General features: G+C 69.6%; 23 protein-coding genes. 14 read left to right on the top strand and 9 right to left on the bottom strand.

Translation table 11 applies throughout. The features are described 5' to 3' along the window. Nucleotides 1-144: 144 nt before the first annotated feature. Complete coding sequence (trxA, locus tag MKD38_RS08190; RefSeq protein WP_252675705.1) at nucleotides 145-990, top strand: thioredoxin; 846 nt, start codon at nucleotides 145-147, stop codon at nucleotides 988-990. 71 nt (nucleotides 991-1,061) lie between these two features. Next, a complete protein-coding gene (locus MKD38_RS08185; RefSeq protein ID WP_252675703.1) occupies nucleotides 1,062-1,439 on the top strand; it encodes a cupin domain-containing protein in 378 nt (125 codons plus the stop codon). 31 nt (nucleotides 1,440-1,470) lie between these two features. On the opposite strand, the gene MKD38_RS08180 is transcribed toward MKD38_RS08185, so the two are convergent. After that, entirely contained in the window at nucleotides 1,471-1,911 is a 441-nt protein-coding gene (locus MKD38_RS08180) for a bacteriohemerythrin (RefSeq protein WP_252675701.1), read from the bottom strand. Nucleotides 1,912-2,043: 132 nt separating this feature from the next. On the opposite strand from MKD38_RS08180, the gene MKD38_RS08175 reads away from it, so the two are divergent. Continuing rightward, on the top strand, nucleotides 2,044-2,622 hold the full coding sequence (locus MKD38_RS08175; RefSeq protein ID WP_252675700.1) for a P-loop nucleotide/nucleoside kinase family protein: 579 nt from the start codon (nucleotides 2,044-2,046) through the stop codon (nucleotides 2,620-2,622). 21 nt (nucleotides 2,623-2,643) lie between these two features. On the opposite strand, the gene tcdA is transcribed toward MKD38_RS08175, so the two are convergent. Beyond that, nucleotides 2,644-3,513 carry a tRNA cyclic N6-threonylcarbamoyladenosine(37) synthase TcdA gene (tcdA, locus tag MKD38_RS08170; protein ID WP_252675698.1) on the bottom strand — a complete coding sequence of 290 codons (870 nt, stop codon included), beginning with the start codon at nucleotides 3,511-3,513 and terminating at the stop codon, nucleotides 2,644-2,646. A gap of 209 nt (nucleotides 3,514-3,722) precedes the next feature. Between tcdA and MKD38_RS08165 the strand changes: the two genes are divergently transcribed. From MKD38_RS08165 to MKD38_RS08145, 5 genes are all read left to right on the top strand, one after another. Beyond that, nucleotides 3,723-6,113 (top strand): AsmA family protein, encoded by a 2,391-nt coding sequence (locus MKD38_RS08165; RefSeq protein ID WP_252675695.1) that lies wholly within the window; start codon nucleotides 3,723-3,725, stop codon nucleotides 6,111-6,113. 309 nt (nucleotides 6,114-6,422) lie between these two features. Next, complete coding sequence (locus MKD38_RS08160) at nucleotides 6,423-7,634, top strand: MFS transporter (protein ID WP_252675694.1); 1,212 nt, start codon at nucleotides 6,423-6,425, stop codon at nucleotides 7,632-7,634. 151 nt (nucleotides 7,635-7,785) lie between these two features. Then, the gene (pdxH, locus tag MKD38_RS08155; RefSeq protein WP_252675692.1) at nucleotides 7,786-8,424 is read left to right on the top strand and encodes a pyridoxamine 5'-phosphate oxidase; all 639 of its coding nucleotides are present in this window, start codon (nucleotides 7,786-7,788) and stop codon (nucleotides 8,422-8,424) included. 240 nt (nucleotides 8,425-8,664) lie between these two features. Continuing rightward, complete coding sequence (locus MKD38_RS08150) at nucleotides 8,665-9,906, top strand: class I SAM-dependent methyltransferase (RefSeq protein ID WP_252675690.1); 1,242 nt, start codon at nucleotides 8,665-8,667, stop codon at nucleotides 9,904-9,906. Nucleotides 9,907-9,921: 15 nt separating this feature from the next. After that, nucleotides 9,922-11,001 (top strand): DUF72 domain-containing protein, encoded by a 1,080-nt coding sequence (locus MKD38_RS08145; protein WP_252675688.1) that lies wholly within the window; start codon nucleotides 9,922-9,924, stop codon nucleotides 10,999-11,001. A 33-nt stretch (nucleotides 11,002-11,034) separates the two neighbouring features. Here the strand turns inward: MKD38_RS08145 and msrA are convergent, their stop codons facing one another. The 5 genes from msrA to MKD38_RS08120 form a co-directional block, all read right to left on the bottom strand. Then, on the bottom strand, nucleotides 11,035-11,577 hold the full coding sequence (msrA, locus tag MKD38_RS08140; protein WP_252675686.1) for a peptide-methionine (S)-S-oxide reductase MsrA: 543 nt from the start codon (nucleotides 11,575-11,577) through the stop codon (nucleotides 11,035-11,037). 77 nt (nucleotides 11,578-11,654) lie between these two features. Then, a complete protein-coding gene (locus MKD38_RS08135) occupies nucleotides 11,655-13,205 on the bottom strand; it encodes a class I adenylate-forming enzyme family protein (RefSeq protein WP_252675684.1) in 1,551 nt (516 codons plus the stop codon). After that, the gene (locus MKD38_RS08130; RefSeq protein WP_252675682.1) at nucleotides 13,202-14,455 is read right to left on the bottom strand and encodes an acyl-CoA dehydrogenase family protein; all 1,254 of its coding nucleotides are present in this window, start codon (nucleotides 14,453-14,455) and stop codon (nucleotides 13,202-13,204) included. Before MKD38_RS08130 ends, MKD38_RS08135 begins: the two co-directional genes overlap by 4 nt. Before the next feature lie 95 nt (nucleotides 14,456-14,550). Further along, nucleotides 14,551-15,369 (bottom strand): alpha/beta fold hydrolase, encoded by an 819-nt coding sequence (locus tag MKD38_RS08125; RefSeq protein WP_252675680.1) that lies wholly within the window; start codon nucleotides 15,367-15,369, stop codon nucleotides 14,551-14,553. Then, a complete protein-coding gene (locus tag MKD38_RS08120; protein ID WP_252675678.1) occupies nucleotides 15,366-16,436 on the bottom strand; it encodes a 2,5-dihydroxypyridine 5,6-dioxygenase NicX family protein in 1,071 nt (356 codons plus the stop codon). Before MKD38_RS08120 ends, MKD38_RS08125 begins: the two co-directional genes overlap by 4 nt. Before the next feature lie 155 nt (nucleotides 16,437-16,591). Here MKD38_RS08120 and MKD38_RS08115 point away from each other — a divergent pair, with 155 nt between their 5' ends. Together MKD38_RS08115 and MKD38_RS08110 are read left to right on the top strand one after the other, a co-directional pair. After that, nucleotides 16,592-17,152: a flavin reductase family protein gene (locus tag MKD38_RS08115; RefSeq protein ID WP_018008175.1), complete on the top strand. Its 561-nt coding sequence runs from the start codon at nucleotides 16,592-16,594 to the stop codon at nucleotides 17,150-17,152. Between the two features lie 17 nt (nucleotides 17,153-17,169). Continuing rightward, nucleotides 17,170-17,628: a MarR family winged helix-turn-helix transcriptional regulator gene (locus MKD38_RS08110; protein ID WP_111519472.1), complete on the top strand. Its 459-nt coding sequence runs from the start codon at nucleotides 17,170-17,172 to the stop codon at nucleotides 17,626-17,628. Here the strand turns inward: MKD38_RS08110 and MKD38_RS08105 are convergent. Then, complete coding sequence (locus tag MKD38_RS08105; RefSeq protein WP_252675676.1) at nucleotides 17,625-18,104, bottom strand: Lrp/AsnC family transcriptional regulator; 480 nt, start codon at nucleotides 18,102-18,104, stop codon at nucleotides 17,625-17,627. The two genes, MKD38_RS08110 and MKD38_RS08105, sit on opposite strands and share 4 nt — an antisense overlap. Nucleotides 18,105-18,261: 157 nt before the next feature. On the opposite strand from MKD38_RS08105, the gene kynB reads away from it, so the two are divergent. From kynB to kynA, 3 genes are read left to right on the top strand one after another with little or no spacing between them, the layout of a single operon-like run. Then, nucleotides 18,262-18,912, top strand: coding sequence for an arylformamidase (gene kynB / locus MKD38_RS08100; RefSeq protein ID WP_252675674.1), 651 nt, complete (start codon nucleotides 18,262-18,264; stop codon nucleotides 18,910-18,912). 37 nt (nucleotides 18,913-18,949) lie between these two features. After that, the gene (gene kynU / locus MKD38_RS08095) at nucleotides 18,950-20,206 is read left to right on the top strand and encodes a kynureninase (RefSeq protein ID WP_252675666.1); all 1,257 of its coding nucleotides are present in this window, start codon (nucleotides 18,950-18,952) and stop codon (nucleotides 20,204-20,206) included. 13 nt (nucleotides 20,207-20,219) lie between these two features. Then, a complete protein-coding gene (gene kynA, locus MKD38_RS08090; RefSeq protein ID WP_252675664.1) occupies nucleotides 20,220-21,110 on the top strand; it encodes a tryptophan 2,3-dioxygenase in 891 nt (296 codons plus the stop codon). 50 nt (nucleotides 21,111-21,160) lie between these two features. Here the strand turns inward: kynA and MKD38_RS08085 are convergent, their stop codons facing one another. Beyond that, a complete protein-coding gene (locus MKD38_RS08085; protein ID WP_252675655.1) occupies nucleotides 21,161-21,979 on the bottom strand; it encodes an IclR family transcriptional regulator in 819 nt (272 codons plus the stop codon). Between the two features lie 293 nt (nucleotides 21,980-22,272). On the opposite strand from MKD38_RS08085, the gene MKD38_RS08080 reads away from it, so the two are divergent. Continuing rightward, on the top strand, nucleotides 22,273-23,466 hold the full coding sequence (locus MKD38_RS08080; RefSeq protein WP_252675653.1) for an acyl-CoA dehydrogenase: 1,194 nt from the start codon (nucleotides 22,273-22,275) through the stop codon (nucleotides 23,464-23,466). Nucleotides 23,467-23,668: the final 202 nt, after the last annotated feature.

The raw sequence follows: 23,668 nt of genomic DNA, 5'->3' as shown, positions 1-23,668 counted from the left end.
CTATAACCGAACGATCGTTCTATTTTCAACCGGTGACTTCCCGCACGGCGCAGGTCCGACGGCGGCCGCGGGCGTTGCATTCGGCGCCTTCGCCCTCACAATAAGGGGTATCGATTCCCCCTTCTCTCCCGACCAGGATTCCCCATGAGCGACGTCACCCTGCAGAATTTCGAAACCGAAGTGATCGACGCTTCGCGCCAGATGCCGGTGCTGGTCGATTTCTGGGCCCCGTGGTGCGGCCCGTGCCGCACGCTGGGCCCGATGCTCGAACGCCTGGAAGCCGAGGCTGACGGCCAGTGGAAGCTGGCCAAGGTCAATGTTGACGAGAACCAGGAGCTGGCCGCGCACTTCGGCGTGCGCAGCATTCCGCATGTGGTGGCGATTGCCGACGGGCAGGCGGTGGACCAGTTCACCGGCGTGCTGCCGGAATCGGGCCTGCGCGAGTTCCTGGGCCGGCTGGCGCCAGGCCAGGCCAGGTCGCCGCTGGCCGATGCGCTGGCGCTGGCCGCCTCGGGCAACCGCGACGGCGCCGAGACCCTGTTCGCCGATGCAATCGCAGCGGATCCGGAGTCCGATGCCGCACGCCTGGCCTATGTCGGCTTCCTGCTGGACGGCAACGCCATCGACCGGGCCCGGGCCGAATTCGCGGCGCTGTCGCCGCGCGCGGAACAGGAAGATGGCTACGGCGCGCTGCGCACGCGCATCGAGACCATGGAGAACGCCGCCGGCCTGCCCGATGCAGCCACCCTGGCCGGCCGCATCGACGCCGATCCGCGCGACCTCGCCGCGCGCCTGGACCTGGCGCGGCTGATGATCGCGCAGCAGCAGTACGAGCCGGCGCTGGAACAGCTGCTGGCGATCGTGCGCGCCGACCGCGGCTTCGAGGACGATATCGGCCGCCGCACCATGCTGTCGGTATTCGAGATGCTGGCCGACCGGCCCGAGGTGGTGTCGCGCTGGCGCCGCCAGCTGAGCACTTCGCTGAACTGACGGTGACGCGGGCCCGGCGCGGTAAACTGGCGGCTTCTCAGTTCCGCCGCCTCCGCGATTCACCCGCTGCCATGACCGCGCCCCGCCTGATCGACTTCAAGACCGAACCCGCTCCCAGCCACGACCGGCCGCGCCCCGACCGGCTGGTGGCCGGCAATCCGGACCGCACCACCTGGACGCACTACAGCGCGCAGCATGGCGATTTCGATTGCGGTATCTGGGCGTGCGAGCCGGGTGCCTGGCGCATCGCCTTCCCGGTGGGCAAGGAAGAGTTCTTCCACGTTATCAGCGGCCGCATCCGCATCAGCGACGACAGCGGCCATGCCAGCGAATTCGGCCCCGGCGATGCCTGCGTGATCCCGGGCGGCTTTAGCGGTGTGTTCCAGGTGCTGGACCCGGTGCGCAAATACTTCGTGGTGATCGACCGCGACGCGGCGCGCCAGGGCTGAACGCCAGGCTTGAGCGCCACCTCCGCGGCAATCAGGCCGCCGTGGCCGGGCCCTCGATCAGCGTGAAGCCGTTCGCGCGCATATGCTCGACCATCATCGCGTCCATCGACTTGACGTGATGGTCGAACCAGCCTGACAGCTCGGCCACCAGCCGGCGGCCAAGCTGGAACTCGGCATCGCTGTGCACCTTGTCGCGCACCGCGACGGCCACCGCCAGCACCTGCTGGTGCTCGCCCGCGTGGCAATGGCGCGGGCCGAAGCCCATGGCTTCCATCCACTGCTCTTCCTGCGCGAAATGATGGCGGGTGTGGTCGATCCATGCGTCCATCGCCGCCAGGAAGGCGTCGTCGTCGGCGCTGGCGACCGCCGCCAGAAGCTGCACGAACTCGGCGTGGGTGGCGTCGGTGACCGGTTCGCCCAGGTGCAGGTGGTCCGGCAGGCCGGCGGAGGAAAGCTGGTCTTTGGCGTCCATGGGGAGGGGCGGCAAGCGTGGAGAAAAACGGCAAGGATACCGAATCGGCGCGACCCGGGCCTGATCTGGCGCAAGCGAGCGGGTATGCTGTGGGTAATGCGGCCGGTCCGTCACCCCTACCGTCTTTCGCTCATGCCCCGACTGATTTTCTTCTGCGGCCATGCCGGCACCGGCAAGACCACCCTCGCCCACCGCCTGATCGGCCCGTTGATGCAGGCCACCGGCGAGCCGTTCTGCCTGCTCGACAAGGACACGCTGTACGGCCGCTACAGCGCCGCGGCCATGGCCGCCATCACTGGCGACCCCAACGACCGCGACAGCCCGGCCTACCTGGAGCACCTGCGCGACCCCGAATACCAGGGCCTGCTCGACACCGCGCGCGAGAACCTCGCGCTGGGCATCAGCGCGATCGTGATCGGCCCGCTGTCGCGCGAGGTCCGCGCCCACCTGCTGAACGACCCGGACTGGCTGCACGTACCCGCCGGCACCACGGTGCGCACGGTCTGGGTCCACCTGCCCGAGGACGAGGCCCACGCGCGCATCATCCGGCGCGGCAACCCCAACGACGCCTACAAGCTGGCGCACTGGGACGCGTACCGGACCCGGCGCTTCATGCCGGCGCCCGCCGACTATCCGGAACTGATCTTTTTCGACAACCAGGCACCAGGGCAGGCCGACATCGACGCGCTGCGGCGCGCGCTGAGCGCCTGAACGGCGCGGCGGCGCAAGGCCTCAGCCGCGCGCGATCGCGCCGATCGCCGCCGACGCCGCGACAAAGCCGAACACCGCCGTCACCGCCACCGACGAGCCGAAGCCGGCGCACGCCAGTCCTTGCGGCCCGCGCGCGGCGGCCTGGCCGGACGGCTCCTCCGGCGGCGGTGCCTCGTCGAGCTCGCAGGCCTGCTGCTCGGGCTCGGGGTATCGCAGCGGCTCGTCGGAATAGACCGCGGCGATGCCGAACTTCTTCTTCGGGTCGCGGGTAAAGCCCCACTGCTTGCGCAGGCTGGCGCGCACCTTGGACAGCAGCGGATCCTGGATCGTGCGCGCGAGGTCGTCGATGCGCACGCGCGTAGGGTCGAGCTGGCCGCCGGCGCCGCCACAGGTGATCACCGGCACGCCCTGGCGCCTGGCCCAGCCCAGCATGGCGGTCTTCACGCGCACCGCGTCGATGGCGTCGATCACGTAGTCATAGCCGTCGCCAAGCAGGTCCGGCACGTTGTCGGCGGTAACGAACTCGTCGACCTGGGTCACGCGGCAACGCGGGTTGATGGCGGCGATGCGCTCGGCCATGGCCTCGACCTTGGCACGCCCGTAGGCGTCGCCCAGCGCATGGATCTGGCGGTTGGTGTTGGACAGCGCGATATGGTCCAGGTCGATCAGCGTGATGCGGCCGACCGCGTTGCGTGCCAGCGCCTCGGCCGCCCAGCTGCCGACCCCGCCGATGCCGACCACGCACACGCTCGCCGCCTCCAGCCGGGCCAGCCCGGCGGCGCCGTACAGCCGCGCCACGCCACCGAAGCGTCGATGGTAGTCGTCGTCGGCCGGGCTTTCGTGGGTCAGCGGCTCCGGCAGGCCAGCCAGTTCGTGTGCGGCATCGTTCATACAGGAGGGAGCGGATTTCGGGACGCGGGCTACGCCGGGCATGGCAATACCGGGGCAAAAAATCCGGCATTTTCCGGCGGCGATGTCAGCCAGTCCCCGACAAGGACGGGAAGCGCGCAACTATACAATAGACCTGCAGTGGTCCGTTCGCCGCGCCGCCTCGCGCGGGTTCCGCGGGCCCTCGCCCCCGCCAGCCAGGAGCCCGCCTCATGCCCGTGCGCCGCAAGGTCGTTCTGTGGAGTGTCCTGACTCCGGTCGCGCTGGTCGCGCTGCTGGTGGTCGTGATCCTGACCTTCGACTGGAACCGGATCAAGCCCTGGCTCAACGACCGCGTTTCCGAAGCCATCGGCCGCCCCTTTGCCATCAATGGCGACCTGACCGTGACCTGGCGCCGCGGCGAGGGCGAGCAAGGCTGGCGCACGCTGGTGCCGTGGCCGCGGCTGTCGGCGCGCGACATCACCGTCGGCAACCCGGACTGGGCCGCGCAGCCCCATATGGCGACCGTGCGCGAGCTGATCTTCGTGCTGCGCCCGCTGCCGCTGCTGGCCAACGAGATCGCGGTGCCGACCATCGTCATCGACAGCCCGGCGGTATGGCTGGAGCGCCTGGCCGACAGCCGCAACAACTGGACCTTCGACACCGGCCCGAAAAAAAATGGCACCTCGAAATGGCAGCTGGATGTCGGCGAGGTGGTGCTGGCGCGCGGCAACCTGGCGCTGACCGACCAGCTCAAGAAGATCTCGCTGCAGGCCGAACTCGACACCATCGGCAGCGCCCCGCTCTATGACAAGGCGCGCGACGGCGCGCTGGTCGAGCCGCAGGCCTCGGCCGTGCCACCCGGGCCGCCGGGCAGCGCCGCGCAAGCGGCCTCGGCGCCGCGCGCCGGCGGCCCGGCCTCCGCGGCGCCCGCCAACGGCGGCCCGGCCTCCGCGGCGCCCGCCAACGGCGGCGACGGCCGCTATGGCGTGCGCTGGAAGGCGACCGGACGCTACAACGAGGCCACCATCAACGCCAGCGGCAAGGCCGGCACGGTGCTGAGCCTGCGCAATACCGACGTGCCGTTCCCGATCCAGGCCGATGTGCGCGTGGGCACCACGCGCGCCCAGATCGAAGGCACCGTCACCAACCCGGCGCACCTGGCGGCGCTGGACATGCACCTGACCCTGGCCGGCGACAGCATGGCCAAGCTCTACGCGCTCACCGGCGTGGTGCTGCCGTCGACGCCGCCGTACCAGACCCGGGGCCGGCTGATGGCGACGCTGCGCAAGGAGGGCTCGATCTACGAGTACCAGAAGTTCACCGGCCGCGTCGGCGGCAGCGACCTGTCCGGCACGCTCACCTTCACCAAGCGCGACCCGCGCCCGCTGCTGGCCGGCAACCTTGTGTCGAACCAGTTGCGCTTCGTCGACCTGGCCCCGCTGATCGGCGCCGACGCCAAGCCCGGCCGCCCGGCCAAGGACAGCCCGGTGGCCCAGCCGGCGGACAAGGCGCTGCCGGTGGCGCCGTTCCGCACCGAGCGCTGGGACGAGATCGACGCCGACGTGCACTTCACCGGCAAGCGCATCATCCGCGACGCCGAGCTGCCGATCACCGACCTGGTCACGCACCTGAAGCTGCAGGACGGCGTGCTGCTGCTCGACCCGCTCAACTTCGGCGTCGCCGGCGGCAACCTGGTGTCGACCGTGCGGCTCGACGGCAAGCGCGAGCCCATGGGCGCGATGGTCGACCTGAAGGCGCGGCGCATGAAGCTCAAGCAGCTGTTCCCGACCATCGACCTGATGCGCGCCAGCATCGGCGAACTCAACGGCAGCGCCAAGCTGTCGGCCACCGGCAATTCGGTGGCGGCGCTGCTGGGCTCGTCCAACGGCGAGGCGCGGCTGCTGGTCGAGAACGGCACCGTCAGCAAGTTCCTGCTCGAGGCGATCGGCCTGAATGTCGGCAGCCTGGTGGTGTCGAAGCTGTTCGGCGACAAGCCGGTGCAGATCAACTGCGGCGTCAGCGACTTCGCCATGACCGACGGCGTGGCGCGCGCGCGCACTTTCGTGCTCGACACCCAGGACGCGGTGATCGAGACCACCGGCGGCATCGACCTGCGCAGCGAACGGCTGGCGCTGACCATCCACCCCGACTCCAAGGGCCTGCGCGTCTTCTCGCTGCGCTCGCCGCTGTATGTCGGCGGCACCATGAAGAACCCGCGCGTCAGCCCCGATATCGGCGTGCTGGCGCTGCGTGCCGGCGGTGCGCTGTCGCTGGCGCTGCTGGCGCCGGTCGCCACCGCGGTGCTGCCGCTGCTCGACCTCTCGCCGGGCGGCGACGACACGCAGTGCGCCAGGCTGCTGGCCGAACTGCGCAAGCGCCCCACCGCGCCGCCGCCCGGCAAGACCTACAAGGACCCGAAGGCTGCCGCGGCGCCCGCCGACGCTGCCGCGGCAACGGGCCGCTCGGGGTCGGTCGCCACCAGCCGCTCCGAAGCGCCGGCCACCGCGGCGGCGCGTCCCGGCAAGCCCGCCGCCACCGCCCCGCGCGAGCCGCCCCGGCCGGCCGGCCAGCGCCCGCCGCAGCGTCCGGCCAACGACAGGTCGTTCTACCAGGGCGGCTGAATCCGACCGCCACTCCGCGCCCTCGCGATTTAAACAAAATCGCAACACATCGCGCCGATGCGTCACGTTGACGCACGTTGTCGTTGTGCCGCGCCGCGCTCAGGCGCATAATTAAACGGCCATTTACAAGAAGCTCAAGCATGGCAAGCATCGGCTGAGACGCGGGCTCGCCCGTGTGGCATCCTTGAAGGTGCGGCTGCGGCCGCCCTTTGTTTTTGCTGCCTGTCTTGCGGCCATTTTCCGATTCACCGCTCTGGTACGGCACCCAGCCGGCACCAGACGCGCTTCACGTACGCTTCGCCCCGCCCCATGACGCTGACGCATGCCGCCGTCCCGCCGATCACCTGGCTGATCGCACTGACGGTGTGCAACCACGTGGCCTTCAATGCCAGCCGCGTGGTGGTGTCGCTGTTCGCGATTTCCCTCAAGGCTTCCACCGTCACGCTGGGCGTGCTGATGTCGCTGTACGCGCTGCTGCCGATGCTGCTGGCGATCCGCGCCGGCAAGCGCATCGACCAGATCGGCCCGCGCAAGCCGATGATGGCGGGTTCGCTGATGGTGGTGGCGGGCACGCTGCTGCCAGCGCTGTGGCACGAGCTGGATGCGCTGTACCTGTCGTGCGCGCTGATCGGCGTCGGCTTCATGCTGGTCCAGGTGGCGATGCAGCTGCTGATCGGACAGGTCTCGACCGATGCCACCCGGCTGCGCAACTACACCTGGCATGCGCTCGGGCTGTCGGTGTCGGGCACGCTCGGGCCGGTGGCGATGGGCTACGTGATCGAGCATGCGGGCTTCCGCCCCGCGTTCGCGGTGCTGGTGGCGGTGGCGCTGGCCGGCCAGGCCGGCCTGCAATGGGTGCGGCCGCGGCTGCCCGCGCGCGGCGGCAACGCCGGGCGCATCGCCATCGCGGACGGCAGCCGCCATTCCACGCTCGACCTGCTGCAGCATCCCGAACTGCGCGCAGTCTTCGTCGCCAGCGCGGTGCTGTCGGCCGCGTGGGACCTGCACGCGTTCCTGATCCCGATCCAGGGCTCGCGCATCGGGCTGTCGCCGTCGTCGATCGGGTGGGTGCTGGGCGCTTTCGCCATCGCCACCTTTGCCATCCGGGTGGCGATGCCGGCGGTGTCGCGCCGGCTGTCGGAATGGAAAATCATCCGCGCCGCCCTGCTGGTGGGCGCGCTGGCCTATCTGGCCTATCCCTTCGTCGCGCACTTCTGGCTGATGTGCGCACTGGCCTTCGTGCTGGGCCTGGCGCTGGGCAGCGCGCAGCCCAATGTCATGAACATCCTGCACACCGCGTCGCCGCACGGCCGCGCGGGCGAAGCGCTGGGCCTGCGCTCGGCGGTGCTGAACACCAGCCAGGTGGTGTGGCCGCTCACCTTCGGCGTAGTCGGCACGGCCCTGGGCATGCTGCCGATCTTCCTGTCGATGGCGGGCGCGATGGGCGCGGCCGGCTACTATTCGCGGCGCCAGGGGCGCAAGGCGCTGGCACCGCCGGCGCAGCCCACTGCCGGCGGGTGACGCAGCAGGGACCGCTGGTTGCCGCTGGTCGCCGCTTGTCGCCACGCAAATGCGGCCCCCGATGCATTCGCTATACTCGAATCAGCCGGACCCGCGGCCCCCGCCCCCCGGGCGCACCGCGCTTCCGGACCGACTCCCTGATGATTGCGACATGACCCAACTTGCCGACCTGCGCCGCACCTATGTGCTGGGCGCGCTGTCCGAATCCGACGTGGCCCCGGACCCGATGAGCCAGTTCAAGCGCTGGTTCGACGAAGCGGTCACGGCCAAGCTGCCTGAACCCAATGCCATGACCCTGGCCACGGTCGACGCCGACGGCCAGCCCTCGGCGCGCATCGTGCTGCTCAAGGGCATCGACGACCGCGGCTTTACCTTCTTCACCAACTATGAAAGCCGCAAGGGCCTGGACCTCGCGGCAAACCCGCGCGCCGCGCTGCTGTTCCACTGGGTCCAGCTCGAGCGCCAGGTACGCGTCGAGGGCCGCGTCGAGAAGGTCTCCGAGGACGAAAGCGACGCCTATTTCGCCACCCGTCCGCTGGGCTCGCGCGTCGGCGCCTGGGCGTCGGCGCAAAGCCGGGAGGTCACCGGCCGCGACGTGCTCGAGCAGCGCGAGCAGGAATACCGCAGCAAGTACGGCGAAAACCCGCCGCGCCCGCCCTACTGGGGCGGCTACCGCCTGGTGCCGACCGCGCTGGAATTCTGGCAGGGCCGGCCGTCGCGGCTGCATGACCGCATCGCCTACCGGGTCCAGCCCGGCACGGGCTGGCAGATCGTGCGGCTGTCGCCCTGAGCCGGCCGGCGGACGCCGCGCGCGTCCGCGCTGATGCCTCTACGTCTCTCCCGGGACGACGGCAGGGTCTTCCGGCGGTGCGCTGCACGGGCTGCGGAATTGGACTAAAGTGAGACAGGCGTCGCTTGGCTACTCTTTTCTTGCAGCGCTCGCGACGGATCGGGCAAGGTTTGCGCGCAGTTTCTCCTTGCCGGATGCGTCCGCCGAAGCGTGTGCCGCAACCATCGGGAGGTGAAGCGCATGTTTTTCAAGCAAACCCTGGAAAAGCAACTCGACAACTGGATCGCCGACCTGCGCGAGAACGCCAATCTCCCGGTCAGCCTGCGGCTGTGGAATGGCGCCGAATACCCGCTCGGGCAATTCGACAAGCCAGTGGTGACGCTGACCGTGCGCGAAGCCGCGGCCCTGCCGCTGCTGCTGACCCCCAGCCTGGACAACCTGGGCGAGGCCTATGTCCAGGGCAAGATCGATTTCGACGGCCGGCTGGCGGACATCATCAAGGTGGGCTACGGCTTCTCGGCCGCGGCCACGCGGCGCGCCGGCGGCGCGCTGTACAAGGTGGCGCAGCACTTCTCGCATACCAAGCAGGAAGACAGGGAGTCGATCCAGTACCACTACGACGTCTCCAACGACTTCTACAAGCTCTGGCTCGACCCCAACATGGTCTATTCCTGCGCCTACTTCGAACACGGCGACGAAGACCTTGCCACCGCGCAGATCAAGAAGATCGACCACATCCTGACCAAGATCCGGCTGCAGCCGGGCCAGACCCTGCTCGACATCGGCTGCGGCTGGGGCGCGCTGGTGCTGCGCGCGGCGCAGAAGTTCGGCGCGCGCTGCGTGGGCATCACGCTGTCGCAGAACCAGTTCGACCTGGCCACCGAGCGCGTCAGGGCCGCGGGCCTGTCCGACCGCATCGAGATCCGGCTGCAGGACTACCGCGACACTGCCGGCACCTTCGACCGCATCACCAGCGTCGGCATGTTCGAGCATGTGGGCAAGGACAACCTGCCCGGCTACTTCAGCCGCATCCGCGAACTGCTGGCCGACGACGGCTTCGCCATGAACCACGGCATCACCTCGCCCGACCCGGACAACGGCGCGACGCCGATGGACGGCGCCGAGTTCATGGACCGCTACGTGTTCCCGCAGGGCGAGCTGCCCCATATCGGGCTGGTGCTGCGCACGCTGCAACAGGGCGGTCTGGAAGCCTTCGACGTCGAGCTGCTGCGCCGGCACTACGCGCGCACGCTGCACCACTGGGCCGACAACTTCGAGGCGCGCGGCGATACCATCCGCAGCATGGTCGGCGAGAAGAAGTACCGCATCTGGCGTGTGTACCTGGCCGGCTGCGCGCACGCCTTCGAGACCGAGAAGATGTCGATCTACCAGGTGGTGTGCCACAAGTCCGGGCTGCAGGCCGACTCGCTGCCGTGGTCGCGCCGCTATATCTACGAACAGCCCATCGGCGGCAACCACTGAAGGCAACCGAAACGATTGACTGAAGACCTTTTCGGCGGGCTGCCCCTACCCGCCTCCGCAGCCCCTCACGGGCGGCCCTCGGCTCCAGCCGGCGCGGCCGCCCAACCCGACTCCCAAGGCAAACCGGCGCGCGGCAGGAGCGTGCAGCCGTTTCCGGCCGCACCCGCACTGCAGGCGCTGGCCGCGCGGCTGCCGCCGCAGCTGTATTTCGGCACCTCGTCCTGGGCCTATCCCGGCTGGAACGGGCACGTCTACGACGGCGAGTACGGCGACAGCCTGCTGTCGCGCAAGGGCCTCGCCGCCTATTCGCGCCACCCGCTGCTGCGCGCCGCCGGCATCGACCGCGGCTTCTACGGGCCGATCCCGCTAGCCGACTACCTGTCGTACGCGGCGCAGGTGCCGGAGGGCTTCCGCTTCCTGGTCAAGGCCCCGGCCAGCGTCTGCGACGCGTGGCTGCGCGGCCCGGACGGTGCCGGCCGGCTGGCCAACGCCGCCTTCCTGGACGCGGAGATCGCGGCGCGCGACTTCGTCGTGCCGGCCACCAGCGGCCTGGGGCACAAGTGCGGGCCGCTGCTGTTCCAGCTGTCGCCGATGGGACCGCTGGCCGACAGCGCGGTATTCCTGGAGCGGCTCGACGCCTTCCTCGGCGCGCTGCCGGCGCTGGATCCGGCGCTGACGCCGCACGCCGCCTATGCCGTCGAGCTGCGCGATCCGGCCCTGCTGACGCCGCGCTATATCCGGCTGCTGCGCCGCCATGGCGTGCGCTTCTGCCTGTCGGCGCGCGACCGGCTGCCGCCGGTGCCGCGCCAGGCGGCGGCGCAGGCATTGATGGACGCGGCCGCGGCGGGCCCGCTGGTACTGCGCTGGATGCTGCATGCGGGCCGCCCCTACGCCTACGCGGAGAAGCGCTATGCGCCATTCGACCGCATCGTCGACGACGATCCCGACACCCGCCACGCGATTGCCGACGTGGTGGCGCGCACGCTGCGCGCCGGGCAGACCGCCATCGTCATCGTCAGCAACAACGCCGAAGGCTGCGCCCCGCTGAGCTGCGTGCGGCTGGCCGAGGCCATCGTGGCGCGGCTGGAGGGCTAGGCGCGCCGGCGCCCGCCCTGGCCCGCGCGCGCCTTACTTGTGCAGCTTCGCGCCGAACTGCTTGCGGAACTTGGCCAGCTTGGGCGAGATCACGAACGCGCAGTAGCCCTGGCTGGGATGGTCCTGGTAGTAGTTCTGGTGGCCGGCCTCGGCGCGCCAGTACGGCTGCTCCGGCTCGACCTGGGTCACGATCGGCGCGTCGAACGCCCTGGCGGCGACCAGCTCGCGCATCACGTATTCGGCCGTGGCGCGCTGCGCCTCCGAGTGCGTGAAGATGGCCGAGCGGTATTGCGGCCCGACGTCGTTGCCCTGCCGGTCCGGCGTGGTCGGGTCGTGGATGGCGAAGAAGATCTCGAGGACCTCGCGGTAGCTGATCACCGACGGATCGAAGCTGACGCGTACCACTTCGACATGGCCGGTATCGCCTTCGCAGACCTGGTGGTAGGTCGGGTGATCGACATGCCCGCCGGTGTAGCCGGACTCGACCGCGACCACGCCCTCGACCTGCTGGTAGACCGCTTCCAGGCACCAGAAGCATCCGCCGCCCAGCGTGGCGGTTTCCAATCCATGTTCCATTTGCGCCGCTCCCTTGCGTAGTCGTCTGTCTGGCCAGGCCTCAAGCATAAGCGCAGATCGGCGCGCTTGCAGCGGATTCAACCGGGCTCGCGGCGCGCCTCCAGCAGCGCGCGCAATTGCGGCTTGAGCACCTTGCCCAGCGCGCTGCGCGGCAGGTCGTCCATCAGCACCACCTCGCGCGGCAGCTTGAAGCGCGCGATGCGCGCGGCCAGCAGCTCGCGCAGCGGCTCGGCCGCCAGCGCGCCGCGCGGCGCCCCCGGCGCCGGCACGATCACCGCCACCGGCACTTCGCCCCAGCGCGCATCGGCCACGCCGACCACCGCGCATTCCTGCACGCCGGGCAGGCCGACCAGCACGTTCTCGATCTCGGCGGGATAGATGTTCTCGCCGCCCGAGATGATCATGTCCTTGCTGCGGCCTACCACCTCGATGCAGCCTTCGGCATCGCGGTGGGCCAGGTCGCCGGAATGGAACCAGCCGCCCGGCAGCCCGTTGTCGGTTAGCCCACTCTTGGTCTGGTTCCAGTAGCCCGCCATGACATTGGTGCCGCGCACCCACAGCTCGCCCACCGCGCCCGGCGCCACCTCGGCGCCGTCGGCGCCGGCCAGGCGCACTTCGGCCTCGGGCTGCGGCCAGCCAGCGTAGCCGGGGCGCGCCATGGCCTGTTCCAGCTTCAGCACCACCGACACCGGCCCGGTCTCGGTGGCGCCATAGACCTGTCCGAGCGGCACGCCGCGGGCGTGGAAGGCGTCGATATACGAGCGCGGGATGGTTGACGATCCCGCCATCACCCCGCGCAGCGCCGCGAGGTCGGCATCGGCCCAGCCCGGGTGCTCCAGCACCGCGCGCAGCGTCGCCGGTACCATCAGCGACAGGCTCGGCCGCGCCGTGGCCACCGCATCCAGCCACGCCTGCGGCGCAAAGCGGTCATGCAGCGTGACGCGCGCGCCGGCGAGCAGCGCCGGCAGCGTCTGGATGCACAGCCCGCCGACATGGAACAGCGGCAGCACCGACAGCACGTGGTCGTCCGCGCTCATGCCGTGCGCCCACCAGCTGGCGCGCGCATTGGCCAGCAAGCCGGCCTGGGTATGGACCGCGCCCTTGGGCTTGCCAGTGGTGCCGGAGGTATAGGCCAGCAACAGCGGCGCATGGTCCGGCACGGCGGCATGGATCACGTCGGACGGCGCCGGATGGTCGATCAGCCGGTCGAGGTGCGCCAGCCGGCAATCGGCGCCGGCCTCGCGCGCCAGCGCTTCATGGGCCCCATCATGGAACAGCACGGCCAGTTGCGCGTGGGCCGCAATCGCCCGCAGTTCGGCCGGCGCCAGCCGGTAGTTCAGCGGCGCAAACATGGCGCCGACGCGGGCGCAGGCGAACAGCAGCACCAGCTGCAGCTCGTGGTTCAGGCACAGCGTGCCGACGCGGTCGCCGGGGCGGATGTCCCAGGTTGCGGCCAGGTGGGCGCTGGCGCGCTCCACGCGCCGCCACAGCTTGCCGTAGGTGAAGGTGCGGCCCTGGTAGTGCAACGCCGGCCGGCCCGGCGCTGCGTCGGCATGGCCATGCAGCATGGCCGGCAGCGCACCCAGGCCAGCGGCACCGGCACGGATGGCCCGGCGGGGGGCGCTCATTCGTCGCGCTCGCCGGATTCGTACAGGGTCTCGCGGCCCATGCGGTCGAGGATCAGCTCGGCGGTCCACGGCAGCATCAGCGCGCCACAGCGCGAATCGCGGTAGAGCCGCTCCAGCGGCAGGTCCTTGAGCATCGACTGGCCGCCGCAGGTGCGGATCGCCAGCCGGGCGATATCGTTGGCCCCTTCCATCACCGTGTAGTGCGCGGCGTACAGGCGCAAGCGCTCGTCCTTGGACGGATTGGGCTTCGCTTCGTGGATCGCGCGCCAGAAGAGCGAGCGCATGGTCTCCAGCTGGATGCGCATCTGCGCCACCGCGATCTGCTTGGTGGGATACATGCGGCGCTTGACCGGCGGCTGGCCCGGCACCTCGCCGCGCAGGTACTGCACGGTGAAGTCGTAGGCCGCCTGCGCCACGCCGAGGTAGGTCGGCGACAGCGTGAAGAACATCGCCGGCCAGGTCTGCGCCGCGCGGTAGTAGACCCCGCGCGGCATCAGCTGCTCGTGGTCGGGCACGAACACGTCCTTGAGCAGCAGCGTGCGCGACACCGTGCCGCGCATGCCCATCGGGTCCCAGTCGCCGGTAACGGTGAGCCCGTCCGCCTGTCCGGGCACGGCGATGTAGAGCGTGTCGCGCATGTCCGGATGCTGGTCGCCGCGGTCCTCGGTGCACAGGATGCCGTAGTAATCGGCCGCGCCCGACAGCGAGGCGAAGATCTTGCGCCCGTTCAGCACCCAGCCGCCGTCGACCTTGCGCGCGGTGGTGCCGAACGGCGCCTTGCCGGCGGCGGCGGCCGAGCCTTCGGAGAACGGCTGCGCGTAGACCGCGCCGTCGCGCACCACCCGCGCGAAATGCAGCTCGCGGCGGGCCTGGTGTTCGTCGCGCTGTGCCGGCGTCATGTCGATGCCATCGGACAGCACGCCGGTCCACATGGTCGAGCAGATATGCATGTTGTAGGTAAGCGCGGTGGCGCCGCAGAAGCGGCCGATTTCCGCGCCGACCATGCAGTAGGTGGCAAAGTCCGCGCCCGCGCCGCCAAACGCCCGCGGCACGCACAAGGCCAGCAGGCCGGCCTCGCGCAGGTCGTCGTAGTTGGCGAACGGGAAGCTGGCCTCGCGGTCCCAGGTGGCGGCGCGCGGCGCGAAGCGCTCGCGGCCCAGGCGGTTGGCCAGCGTCAGCCATTGCGCCTGTTCCGGGGAGAAGTCCGCCGTACCGACGGCGGGAATGAAGTCGAGCTGGCCGGATGGCATGTCGCGTCTCCTTTTTGTCCTGCTCGCGCCGGGTGGGGGAACGGGGGCGGCGCGGCGGCGGTTGTTGTGTTGGCGTGGCCGGAAAGCGGCGCGCTTCAGTGCACGGGAAAGTGCCGGCGCAGGAAATCCAGCACCGCGTCGTTGAACAGCTCGGGGCGCTCCATGCAGGCCAGGTGGCCCACGTCGGACAGGCAGCGGTACTCGGCGCCTGCAATGCGTTGCGCCATGCGCTGCATCACCTCGGGCGCGGCGTTGGTATCGTGCTGGCCTGCAAGCGCCAGCACCGGCACCGTGATGCGCGGCAGCGCGTCGCGCTGGTTGAAGCGCACCAGCGCGCCCAGCGCGGCGCGGTAGGTGGGCGCCGGCACCGCCGCCATTACCGCGGTGGCGAAGGCCACCGCCTGCGCGTCGGCATCGGGCGCGACCATGGTGCGCACCAGCCCGGCCGCCATCTGCGCCATGGTCTTGCCGGCATCCAGCGGCGCGGTGCGCGCGGCGATGAACTCGCGCTGCCACGGGCCATCGCCCTTACCGAAGGCGGGCGAGGTGCCGGACAGCACCATGCCGTCGACCAGCGCGGGCGTGGCCGCGCAAGCCTGCTGCGCGACCATGCCGCCCATGCTGTGGCCCAGCAGCACCACGCGCCGGCCGGCGTCGCGTTCGAACAGCAGCACGGGGGTCAGCGCCTGCGCCAGTCCGTTGAAGTCATAGGGGTCGATCAGGGCACTGTCACCATAGCCCGGCATGTCCCACGCCAAGGCGCGGTAACCGGCCTGCGCCAGGGCCTCGCCCTGCGCCGGCCAGGCGGCCTTGCCGCCGCCGATGCCATGCAACATCACCACTGCCACCGGCCCGTCGCCCCAGGCCAGCGTGGCGATGCCGTTGGCGTGGCGCTGCGTGGTCACGGCGCTCATGCGGCCACCTCCACCAGCGTGCCGGCCTCGACCTCGTTGCGGCCGTCGAGCGACACCGTGCAGTTGCGCAGCGGCAGGTCGAAGTGGCCCAGCGTATGCCGCCCGGCGACCTCGTTGGCGCCGGTCGAGAACAGGAAGTTGCCGGCGAACGCGCGCAGCTCGGTGCCGTTGCAATCGCGCTTGTCGTAGAACGTCATCGCGTCCCAGCGCGCCATCCGGTTCAGGCCCCAGCCCACGTGCGAGACCGCGTAGGCGTCGCGCGTGCCTTCGCGGTCGGCCCAGGCCTGGTAGTAGCCGCGCATCATGTCGGCGTCGACGCCCTGCCCCTCGACCGCGACGATATAGTCCTCCTCGATATGGCAGACCACGGTGTCGCGCAGGTAGGTCTTGAAGGTCAGGTTGACGTCGCCCGGCGCCAGCACCAGCGTGCCGTTGACCTGGCGCCCGGCCGGGAATGCCAGGCACAGCCCGCCGGGCCAGTGCGAGACCTGGCCGGGCTTGTTGCAGAAACCCCAGACGCCGCCCACGCGCGCCTCGGCCAGGCCGATGCGCAGTTCGGTGCCGGCGGCCGAATGCACGCGCATCTCGCGCGCGCCGCGCAGGCGCTTCATCGCCGCGCGCACGGTGGTCTCCAGCGACGAGTCGGGCTGGCAGCGCTCCAGGATCTCGGGGTGCTCGTTGCTGATCATCAGCATGCGCGGCACCACGCCGTCGGCGCCGCGCAGGATTTGCGGCAGCTCAGGCGCGTGCAGCAGGCCTTCGACGGTGCAGTCGAGCACCAGCTGGCAGCGCGACAGCGCCGCCAGCACCGGGGCCAGATTCTGCAAGGCGTCGCTGGCACCGGTGGAGCGCACCGGCGCCGGCGCCGCAAGCGCCGGGCTCGGCACCTGGATCCGCACCGGCGTGGCGCCAAGGGTCTGCACGGCCAATTCGGCCAAGGCCACGTTGACAGGGCGGGATTGGGACTCCGTTACAATTCCCACGACATCCCCGTGCCGCAGGGCACAGAGTTCCAGCGTGCGGCGGAACGCCGCCAGCCAGCGGTGTTCGATCTGCTCGATGAGCATGCGCTTGTCTCCTGCTTGTTATTGGCTTCTTGTTCTATGGGGCCCGGGCCGCCCACGCTTTGTGCAGCGGCCAGCGCCGGCGGCGCCGGACTTGAACTCGCCGCCCCTGGCGCGAATAATATATATGAAATTTCATGAACTCCAGTGGAGCCCCCATGGGCATGCCTGAGGCCCAGCCACGGATCGCCAGCGTAGCCGCCGCTCCGGACTTCGATGCGATGCACTTCCGCCGCACCCTGTCGCAGTTCGCGACCGGGGTCACGGTGATCACCACGCGCGCCAGCAACGAGTCGGTGGCGGCCGGTGCGCCGCCGTTCATCGGCATCACCGCCAGTTCGTTCAACTCGGTGTCGCTGGAGCCGCCGCTGGTGCTGTGGAGCATGGCCACGCGCGCCAACAGCCTGCCGATGTTCCGCGACGGCACCCACTACATCATCAACGTGCTGTCGGCCTCGCAGCTGGACCTGTGCCAGCGCTTCGCCACGCTCAAGGGCGACCGCTTCGCCGGCGTCGACTACCGGCTCTCGGCCACCGGCCTGCCGATCCTGTCGAATGCGCTGGCCTGGTTCGAATGCCACAACCGCAGCCGCTACGACGAGGGCGACCACGTCATCTTTGTCGGCGAGGTGGAGCGCTGCGGCGTGCTCGATGGCAAGGACGGCCCGCTGATATTCCAGGGCGGCCAGTTCACCACCACCGCTCCGCTCGATCTCTGAACAGCCACTGAGCCATCATGGCGGACCTGCCGGCAGTCCCCTCGCCTCAACCCTTCGTCGACGGCTACCTGGCCTACCTGCTGGCCCGCGCCAGCCATCTGATCTCGGGCGAATTCCATCGCGAGGTCGAGGCCAGCGGCCTGTCGGTGCAGGAATGGCGCGTACTGGCGACGCTGGCCGACCGCCCCGACTGCACCGTCGGCGCGCTGGCGGAAATCACGCTGACCAAGCAGCCCACGCTGACCAAGCTGGTCGACCGCATGGCGCACGACGGCCTGGTCCGGCGCCGCGCCGGCAAGACCGACCGCCGCCAGGCGCTGGTCTCGATCACCCCGCGCGGCCTCGCGCTGGTGCAGCCGCTGCTCGAGCGCGCCGCGCAGCATGAGCGCGCCGTGCTGGATGACTTCGGCGCCCGCCAGGGCGCGCAACTGAAGGAAACCCTGCGCCAGCTGATCGCGCTGCATACGCAGCGCTAGGCTTCCCCGGCCTTCAGGATCGCCAGCGGCGAACTGTCCACCTTGATCCGCTGCAGCACGATGTTCGAGCGGATATCCATCACGCCCGGGGTGCGGTACAGACGGTTCACGATGAAGTCCGAGTAGTGCTTCAGGTTGCGCGCCTGCACGCGCAGGATGTAGTTGCTGTCGCCGGTGATGATGTACGCCGACAGCACTTCCGGCCACGACTGCACCGCGGCGATGAAGGTGTCGTGCCAGCCCTCCACGTCATGGCGCATCGATACCTGCACGATCGCCTCCAGCTCCAGCCCCAGTTGCTCGGCATCGAACCAGGCGCGATAGCCGCCGATCACCCCCGACTCTTCCAGCAGCCGGACACGGCGCAGGCATGCCGACGGCGACAGCGCCACGCGGTCCGCCAGGTCCTGGTTGCTGATGCGGCCGTTCTCCTGCAGGCAGGTCAGGATGCGCAAATCGGTCGGATCGAGGTTCATTCGAATATCCTTCGACTAATCGTGAATTTTTCGCATTCTATGCGAAAGACCGGGCGGGTGACGGGCCATTTAGCAAGCCTCTTGCCCCCGATTTTGACTATGATTCCCGACATCGAGGCACACAGAAACGGCGCCCGCAGACGGCGCCGCGCAACCCATGACCGCCCCCAATCCCGACCCGCGCCGGCTGTGGGACATCAGCCCGCCGCTGTCGCCCGCCACGCCGGTGTGGCCCGGCGATACGCCGTTCCAGCAGCAGCCGGCCTGGCAGATCGACGCGCATTGCCCGGTCAATGTCGGCCGCATCACGCTGTCGCCGCACACCGGCGCGCATGCGGACGCGCCGCTGCATTACGCCGCCGACGGCGCGCCGATCGGCGCCGTGCCGCTGGCGCCCTACCTGGGCCGCTGCCGCGTGATCCACTGCATCGGCGCGGCGCCGCTGGTGCAGCCGCACCATGTCGCGCACGCCCTCGACGCGCTGCCGCCGCGGGTGCTGCTGCGCACTTACCGACAGGCGCCGCAGGCGCAGTGGGACCCGGCCTTCTGCGCGGTATCGCCCGACACCATCGCGCTGCTGGCCGCGCACGGCGTGCAGCTGGTCGGCATCGACACGCCCTCGCTCGATCCACAGGACTCCAAGACCATGGACGCGCACAACGCCGTGCGCCGCCACGGCCTGGCGATCCTGGAAGGCATCGTGCTGGACCAGGTCGATGCCGGCGACTATGAACTGATCGCGCTGCCGCTGCGCTTTGCCGCGCTGGACGCCAGCCCGGTGCGCGCGGTGCTGCGCAGCCTCGACTGACCCTTTTCCCGAACCCCGCCTGGCCTTTCTGCACGACATGACGACCATTGACCGCGAGCACTGTATCCGGCTCGACCAGCAAGACCCGCTGCGCCCGCTGCGCGACCAGTTCGCCCTGCCCCCGGGCGTGATCTACCTCGACGGCAATTCGCTTGGCGCCCGCCCGCGCGCCGCCGCCGCGCGCGCCGCCCAGGTGGTGGCCGAGGAATGGGGCGACGGCCTGATCCGCAGCTGGAACACCGCCGGCTGGTTCGAGCTGCCGCAGCGCCTGGGCAACAAGCTGGCGCCGCTGGTGGGCGCGGGCCACGATGAAGTGGTGGTCACCGACACCACCTCGATCAACCTGTTCAAGGTACTGGCCGCGGCGCTGCGCGTGCAGCAGACGCGCGACCCGGCGCGCAAGGTGATCGTCTCCGAGGCCAGCAACTTCCCGACTGACCTGTATATCGCGCAGGGCCTGGCCGACCTGCTGCAGCAGGGCTATTCGCTGCGGCTGGTGAACTCGCCGGCCGAGATCGACGCCGCGGTCGGCGCCGACACCGCGGTGCTGATGCTGACCCACGTCAACTACAAGACCGGCGAGATGCTCGACATGGCCGGGCTCACCGAGCTGGCCCACGCGCGCGGCGCGCTGACGGTGTGGGACCTGTGCCATTCGGCCGGCGCCGTGCCGGTCGACCTGAAGTCCGCCGGGGCCGACTACGCCATCGGCTGCACCTACAAGTACCTGAACGGCGGCCCGGGCTCGCCCGCCTTCGTCTGGGTCGCGCCGGCGCTGCGCGACGCCTTCTGGCAGCCGCTGTCGGGCTGGTGGGGCCATGCCGCGCCGTTCGCGATGGATCCGCAGTACCGCCCGGTCGAGGGCGTGCGCCGCTTCCTGTGCGGCACGCAGCCGGTCACGTCGCTGGCGATGGTCGAGTGCGGGCTGGACATCTTCGCCCAGACCAATATGCAGGTGCTGCGCGCCAAGTCATTGCTGCTGACCGACTTGTTCATCGAACTGGTCGAGGCTCGCTGCGGCCACCACCCGCTGACGCTGGTGACGCCGCGCGAACACGCGCGCCGCGGCAGCCAGGTCAGCCTGGAGCACCCGGACGGCTATGCCCTGGTGCAGGCCCTGATCGAACGCGGCGTAATCGGCGACTACCGCGAGCCGCGCATCGCCCGCTTCGGCTTCACGCCGCTCTACACCAGCTTCGCCGAGGTGTGGGATGCTGTGGAAATCCTGCGCGACGTGCTGGACAGTGGCGCCTATCGCGACGCGCGCTTCCAGACGCGCGGCCAGGTGACCTGACCGGGAGCGCATCATGAGCGAATTCAAGGGATGCCCCTTCTCCGGCGCGGCGCCGGCAGCCACGCCGGCAGCCACCCCCCAAGACGACGACTGGCACGGCGCGCAGATGGATTTCGCCCGGGACATGAGCTATGGCGACTACCTGGGCCTGGACCAGATCCTGAGCGCGCAGCATCCGCTGTCGCCGGACCACAACGAGATGCTGTTTATCGTGCAGCACCAGACCACCGAGCTGTGGATGAAGCTGATGCTGCACGAGCTGCGCGCCGCGCGCGAGTCGGTCAAGGGCGACAGCCTGCCGCCGGCGTTCAAGATGCTGACGCGCGTGTCGCGCATCATGGACCAGCTGGTGCAGGCCTGGAACGTGCTGGCCACCATGACGCCGCCGGAATACTCGGCAATGCGGCCCTACCTGGGCATGTCGTCGGGCTTCCAGTCGTACCAGTACCGCGAGATCGAGTTCATCCTGGGCAACAAGAACGCCGCCATGCTCAGGCCGCACGCGCACCGGCCGGAACACCTGGCGCTGGTCGAGGCCGCGCTGAAGACCCCGTCGCTGTACGACGAGGCGATCCGGCTGATGGCGCGGCGCGGCTTTGCCATCGACGCCGACTGCGTCGAGCGCGACTGGACCCAGCCGACCGCTTATAACGCCTCGGTCGAGGCGGCCTGGCTCGAGGTCTATCGCAACCCCGGCGCGCACTGGGAACTCTACGAGCTGGGCGAGAAGTTCGTCGACCTGGAAGACGCGTTCCGGCAATGGCGCTTCCGCCATGTGACCACGGTCGAGCGGGTGATCGGCTTCAAGCGCGGCACCGGCGGCACCGAGGGCGTCAGCTATCTGCGCAAGATGCTGGATGTGGTGCTGTTTCCGGAACTGTGGAAGTTGCGGACCGACCTGTGAGCCGCGCCGTCCCTGCGCGCAGGGACCGCCGTACGGCCGGGCGGGCTGACTCAGCCCGCCGGCTCTGACAACCTTGCCGCCAGCGTCTGCAGCGCCGGCGCCAGCGTCTGGTGGAACACCGCCTCGTCCACCGCGCCATAGGAAGCACTGCAGCTCAGCATGTGCAGCTCCTTCTCCCCCACCGGCCGGAACGCCACCGCACAGGCATGGATGGCCGGATGCCAGTCGCGGAACGACGCGGCATAGCCACGCTGCTGCGCCTCGGCCAGCGCGGCGCGGGTGGCGGCCTCCTGCTGCTTCCATTGCTCCGGGAAGGCCTGGCTGAACTCGGCCATCACGCGCTCTCGGCGCGGCGCCGGCAAGGCGGCCAGGTAGGCCCGCCCCATCGAGCTTGACACCAGCGACAGCCGCGAGCCGACGCCCAGCCCGAGCATCACGCCGGCATCGTTACGGATCGACTCCAGGTAGATCACCTCCATGCGCTCGCGCTTGCCGAGCGACACCGAGACTCCGTATGACTGCGCGAACGCCAGCATATGCGGGCGCGCCAGCGACACCACGTCCGACGCCGACAGGTAGGCGTAGCCCAGCGCCAGCACCCCGGCATCGAGCGCGTACTTGCCCAGGCTCTCGTCATAGCGCAGGTAGCCAAGCTGCACCAGCGTGCCGGCGAGCCGGCTTACCGTAGCCTTGGGAAACCCCGTGCGGCGCACGAACTCCTGGTTGCCCAGCATCGCCTCGCCGGTGCGGAAGCAGCGCAGCAGCTCCAGGCCGCGTGCCAGCGCGGTGACGAAGTTCGGGTCGCTGTCGCGCAGGGGTGCCACGGCAGGTTCGTGGGAAAGTGACGGATCGGGATTAGGGTTGGCCAAGGTTCGCGGCTCCAGTCGGCGCTTGTCCGTTCATCGCACAAAGGCGCGGAGGTTCAGGGTTTTGCCTGTTGCGTGGCAAGACCATTGCGATATACTAATTCAACGGAACACAGTTCCGCAATGCGGAACTTACAGGATCCCGAAAAAATCCTCCGCACGATCGCCGTCGACCACCATCGACCGATCACCGATCGATCACCGAACCCGTTACGAATGACGGAGTCCGCCGGCGCGGACCGCGGCACGCCAGCCGCCCGCCCGGCGCTTCCGCTGCGCCACCGAAGGAGACCTGCATGGCTGCCAACGCCGAATTTCACTGGGCCGACCCCCTGCTGCTGGACCAGCAACTGACCGCCGACGAACGCGCCGTGCGTGACGCCTCCGCGGCGTACTGCCAGGACAAGCTGATGCCGCGCGTGCTGCAGTCGTTCCGCAACGAGAAGACCGACGTCGAGATCTTCCGCGAGATGGGCGAACTCGGCCTGCTCGGCCCGACCATCCCCGAGCAATACGGCGGCCCGGGCCTGAACTACGTCAGCTACGGCCTGATCGCGCGTGAGGTCGAGCGCGTCGATTCGGGCTACCGCTCGATGATGAGCGTGCAGTCGTCGCTGGTGATGGTTCCCATCTACGAATTCGGCACCGAGGCGCAGAAGCAGAAGTACCTGCCCAAGCTGGCCACCGGCGAGTGGATCGGCTGCTTCGGCCTGACCGAGCCGAACCACGGCTCCGACCCCGGCTCGATGGTCACCCGCGCCAAGAAGGTCGACGGCGGCTACGAGCTGACCGGCGCCAAGATGTGGATCACCAACTCGCCGATCGCCGACGTGTTCGTGGTGTGGGCCAAGCTGCAGGGCGAAGACGGCAAGGAAGACATCCGCGGCTTCATCCTGGAAAAGGGCTGGAAGGGCCTGAGCGCTCCGGCCATCCACGGCAAGGTCGGCCTGCGCACCTCGATCACCGGCGAGATCGTGCTCGACCAGGTGTTCGTGCCGGAAGAGAACATCATGCCGGGCGTGAAGGGCCTGAAGGGTCCGTTCACCTGCCTGAACTCGGCCCGCTACGGCATCGCCTGGGGCGCGCTGGGCGCCGCCGAATTCTGCTGGCATACCGCGCGCCAGTACACGCTGGACCGCAAGCAGTTCGGCCGCCCGCTGGCCGCCACCCAGCTGGTGCAGAAGAAGCTGGCCGACATGCAGACCGAGATCACGCTGGGCCTGCAGGGCTGCCTGCGCCTGGGCCGCATGAAGGACGAAGGCACCGCCGCGGTCGAGATCACCTCGATCATGAAGCGCAACTCGTGCGGCAAGTCGCTCGACATCGCCCGCGTGGCGCGTGACATGCTGGGCGGCAACGGCATCTCGGACGAGTTCGGCGTGATCCGCCACGTGGTCAACCTGGAGGTGGTCAACACCTACGAAGGCACGCACGATATCCACGCGCTGATCCTGGGCCGCGCCCAGACCGGCCTGCAAGCCTTCTTCTGATCGCAGTCCGGCGCTCCCGCACAGGCGCTCCGTAGTAAAAAGGCCCGGCGGTAAAGCCGGGCCAAGCACACTACCAAGGAGACGACGAGGCTGCCCCGTCGATACAACACCTGTCTTGCACACGGCCCCGCCCTGGCGGGGCCGTGTGCATTTGGCTGCAGCGCTGCGATATCGCCAACACGCAACGCCATGTTTTCACGGT

The organism is Cupriavidus sp. WGlv3 (assembly GCF_023952475.1).
Classification (GTDB): domain Bacteria; phylum Pseudomonadota; class Gammaproteobacteria; order Burkholderiales; family Burkholderiaceae; genus Cupriavidus; species Cupriavidus phytorum.
This window is presented reverse-complemented; position numbering and strand designations above follow the sequence as displayed.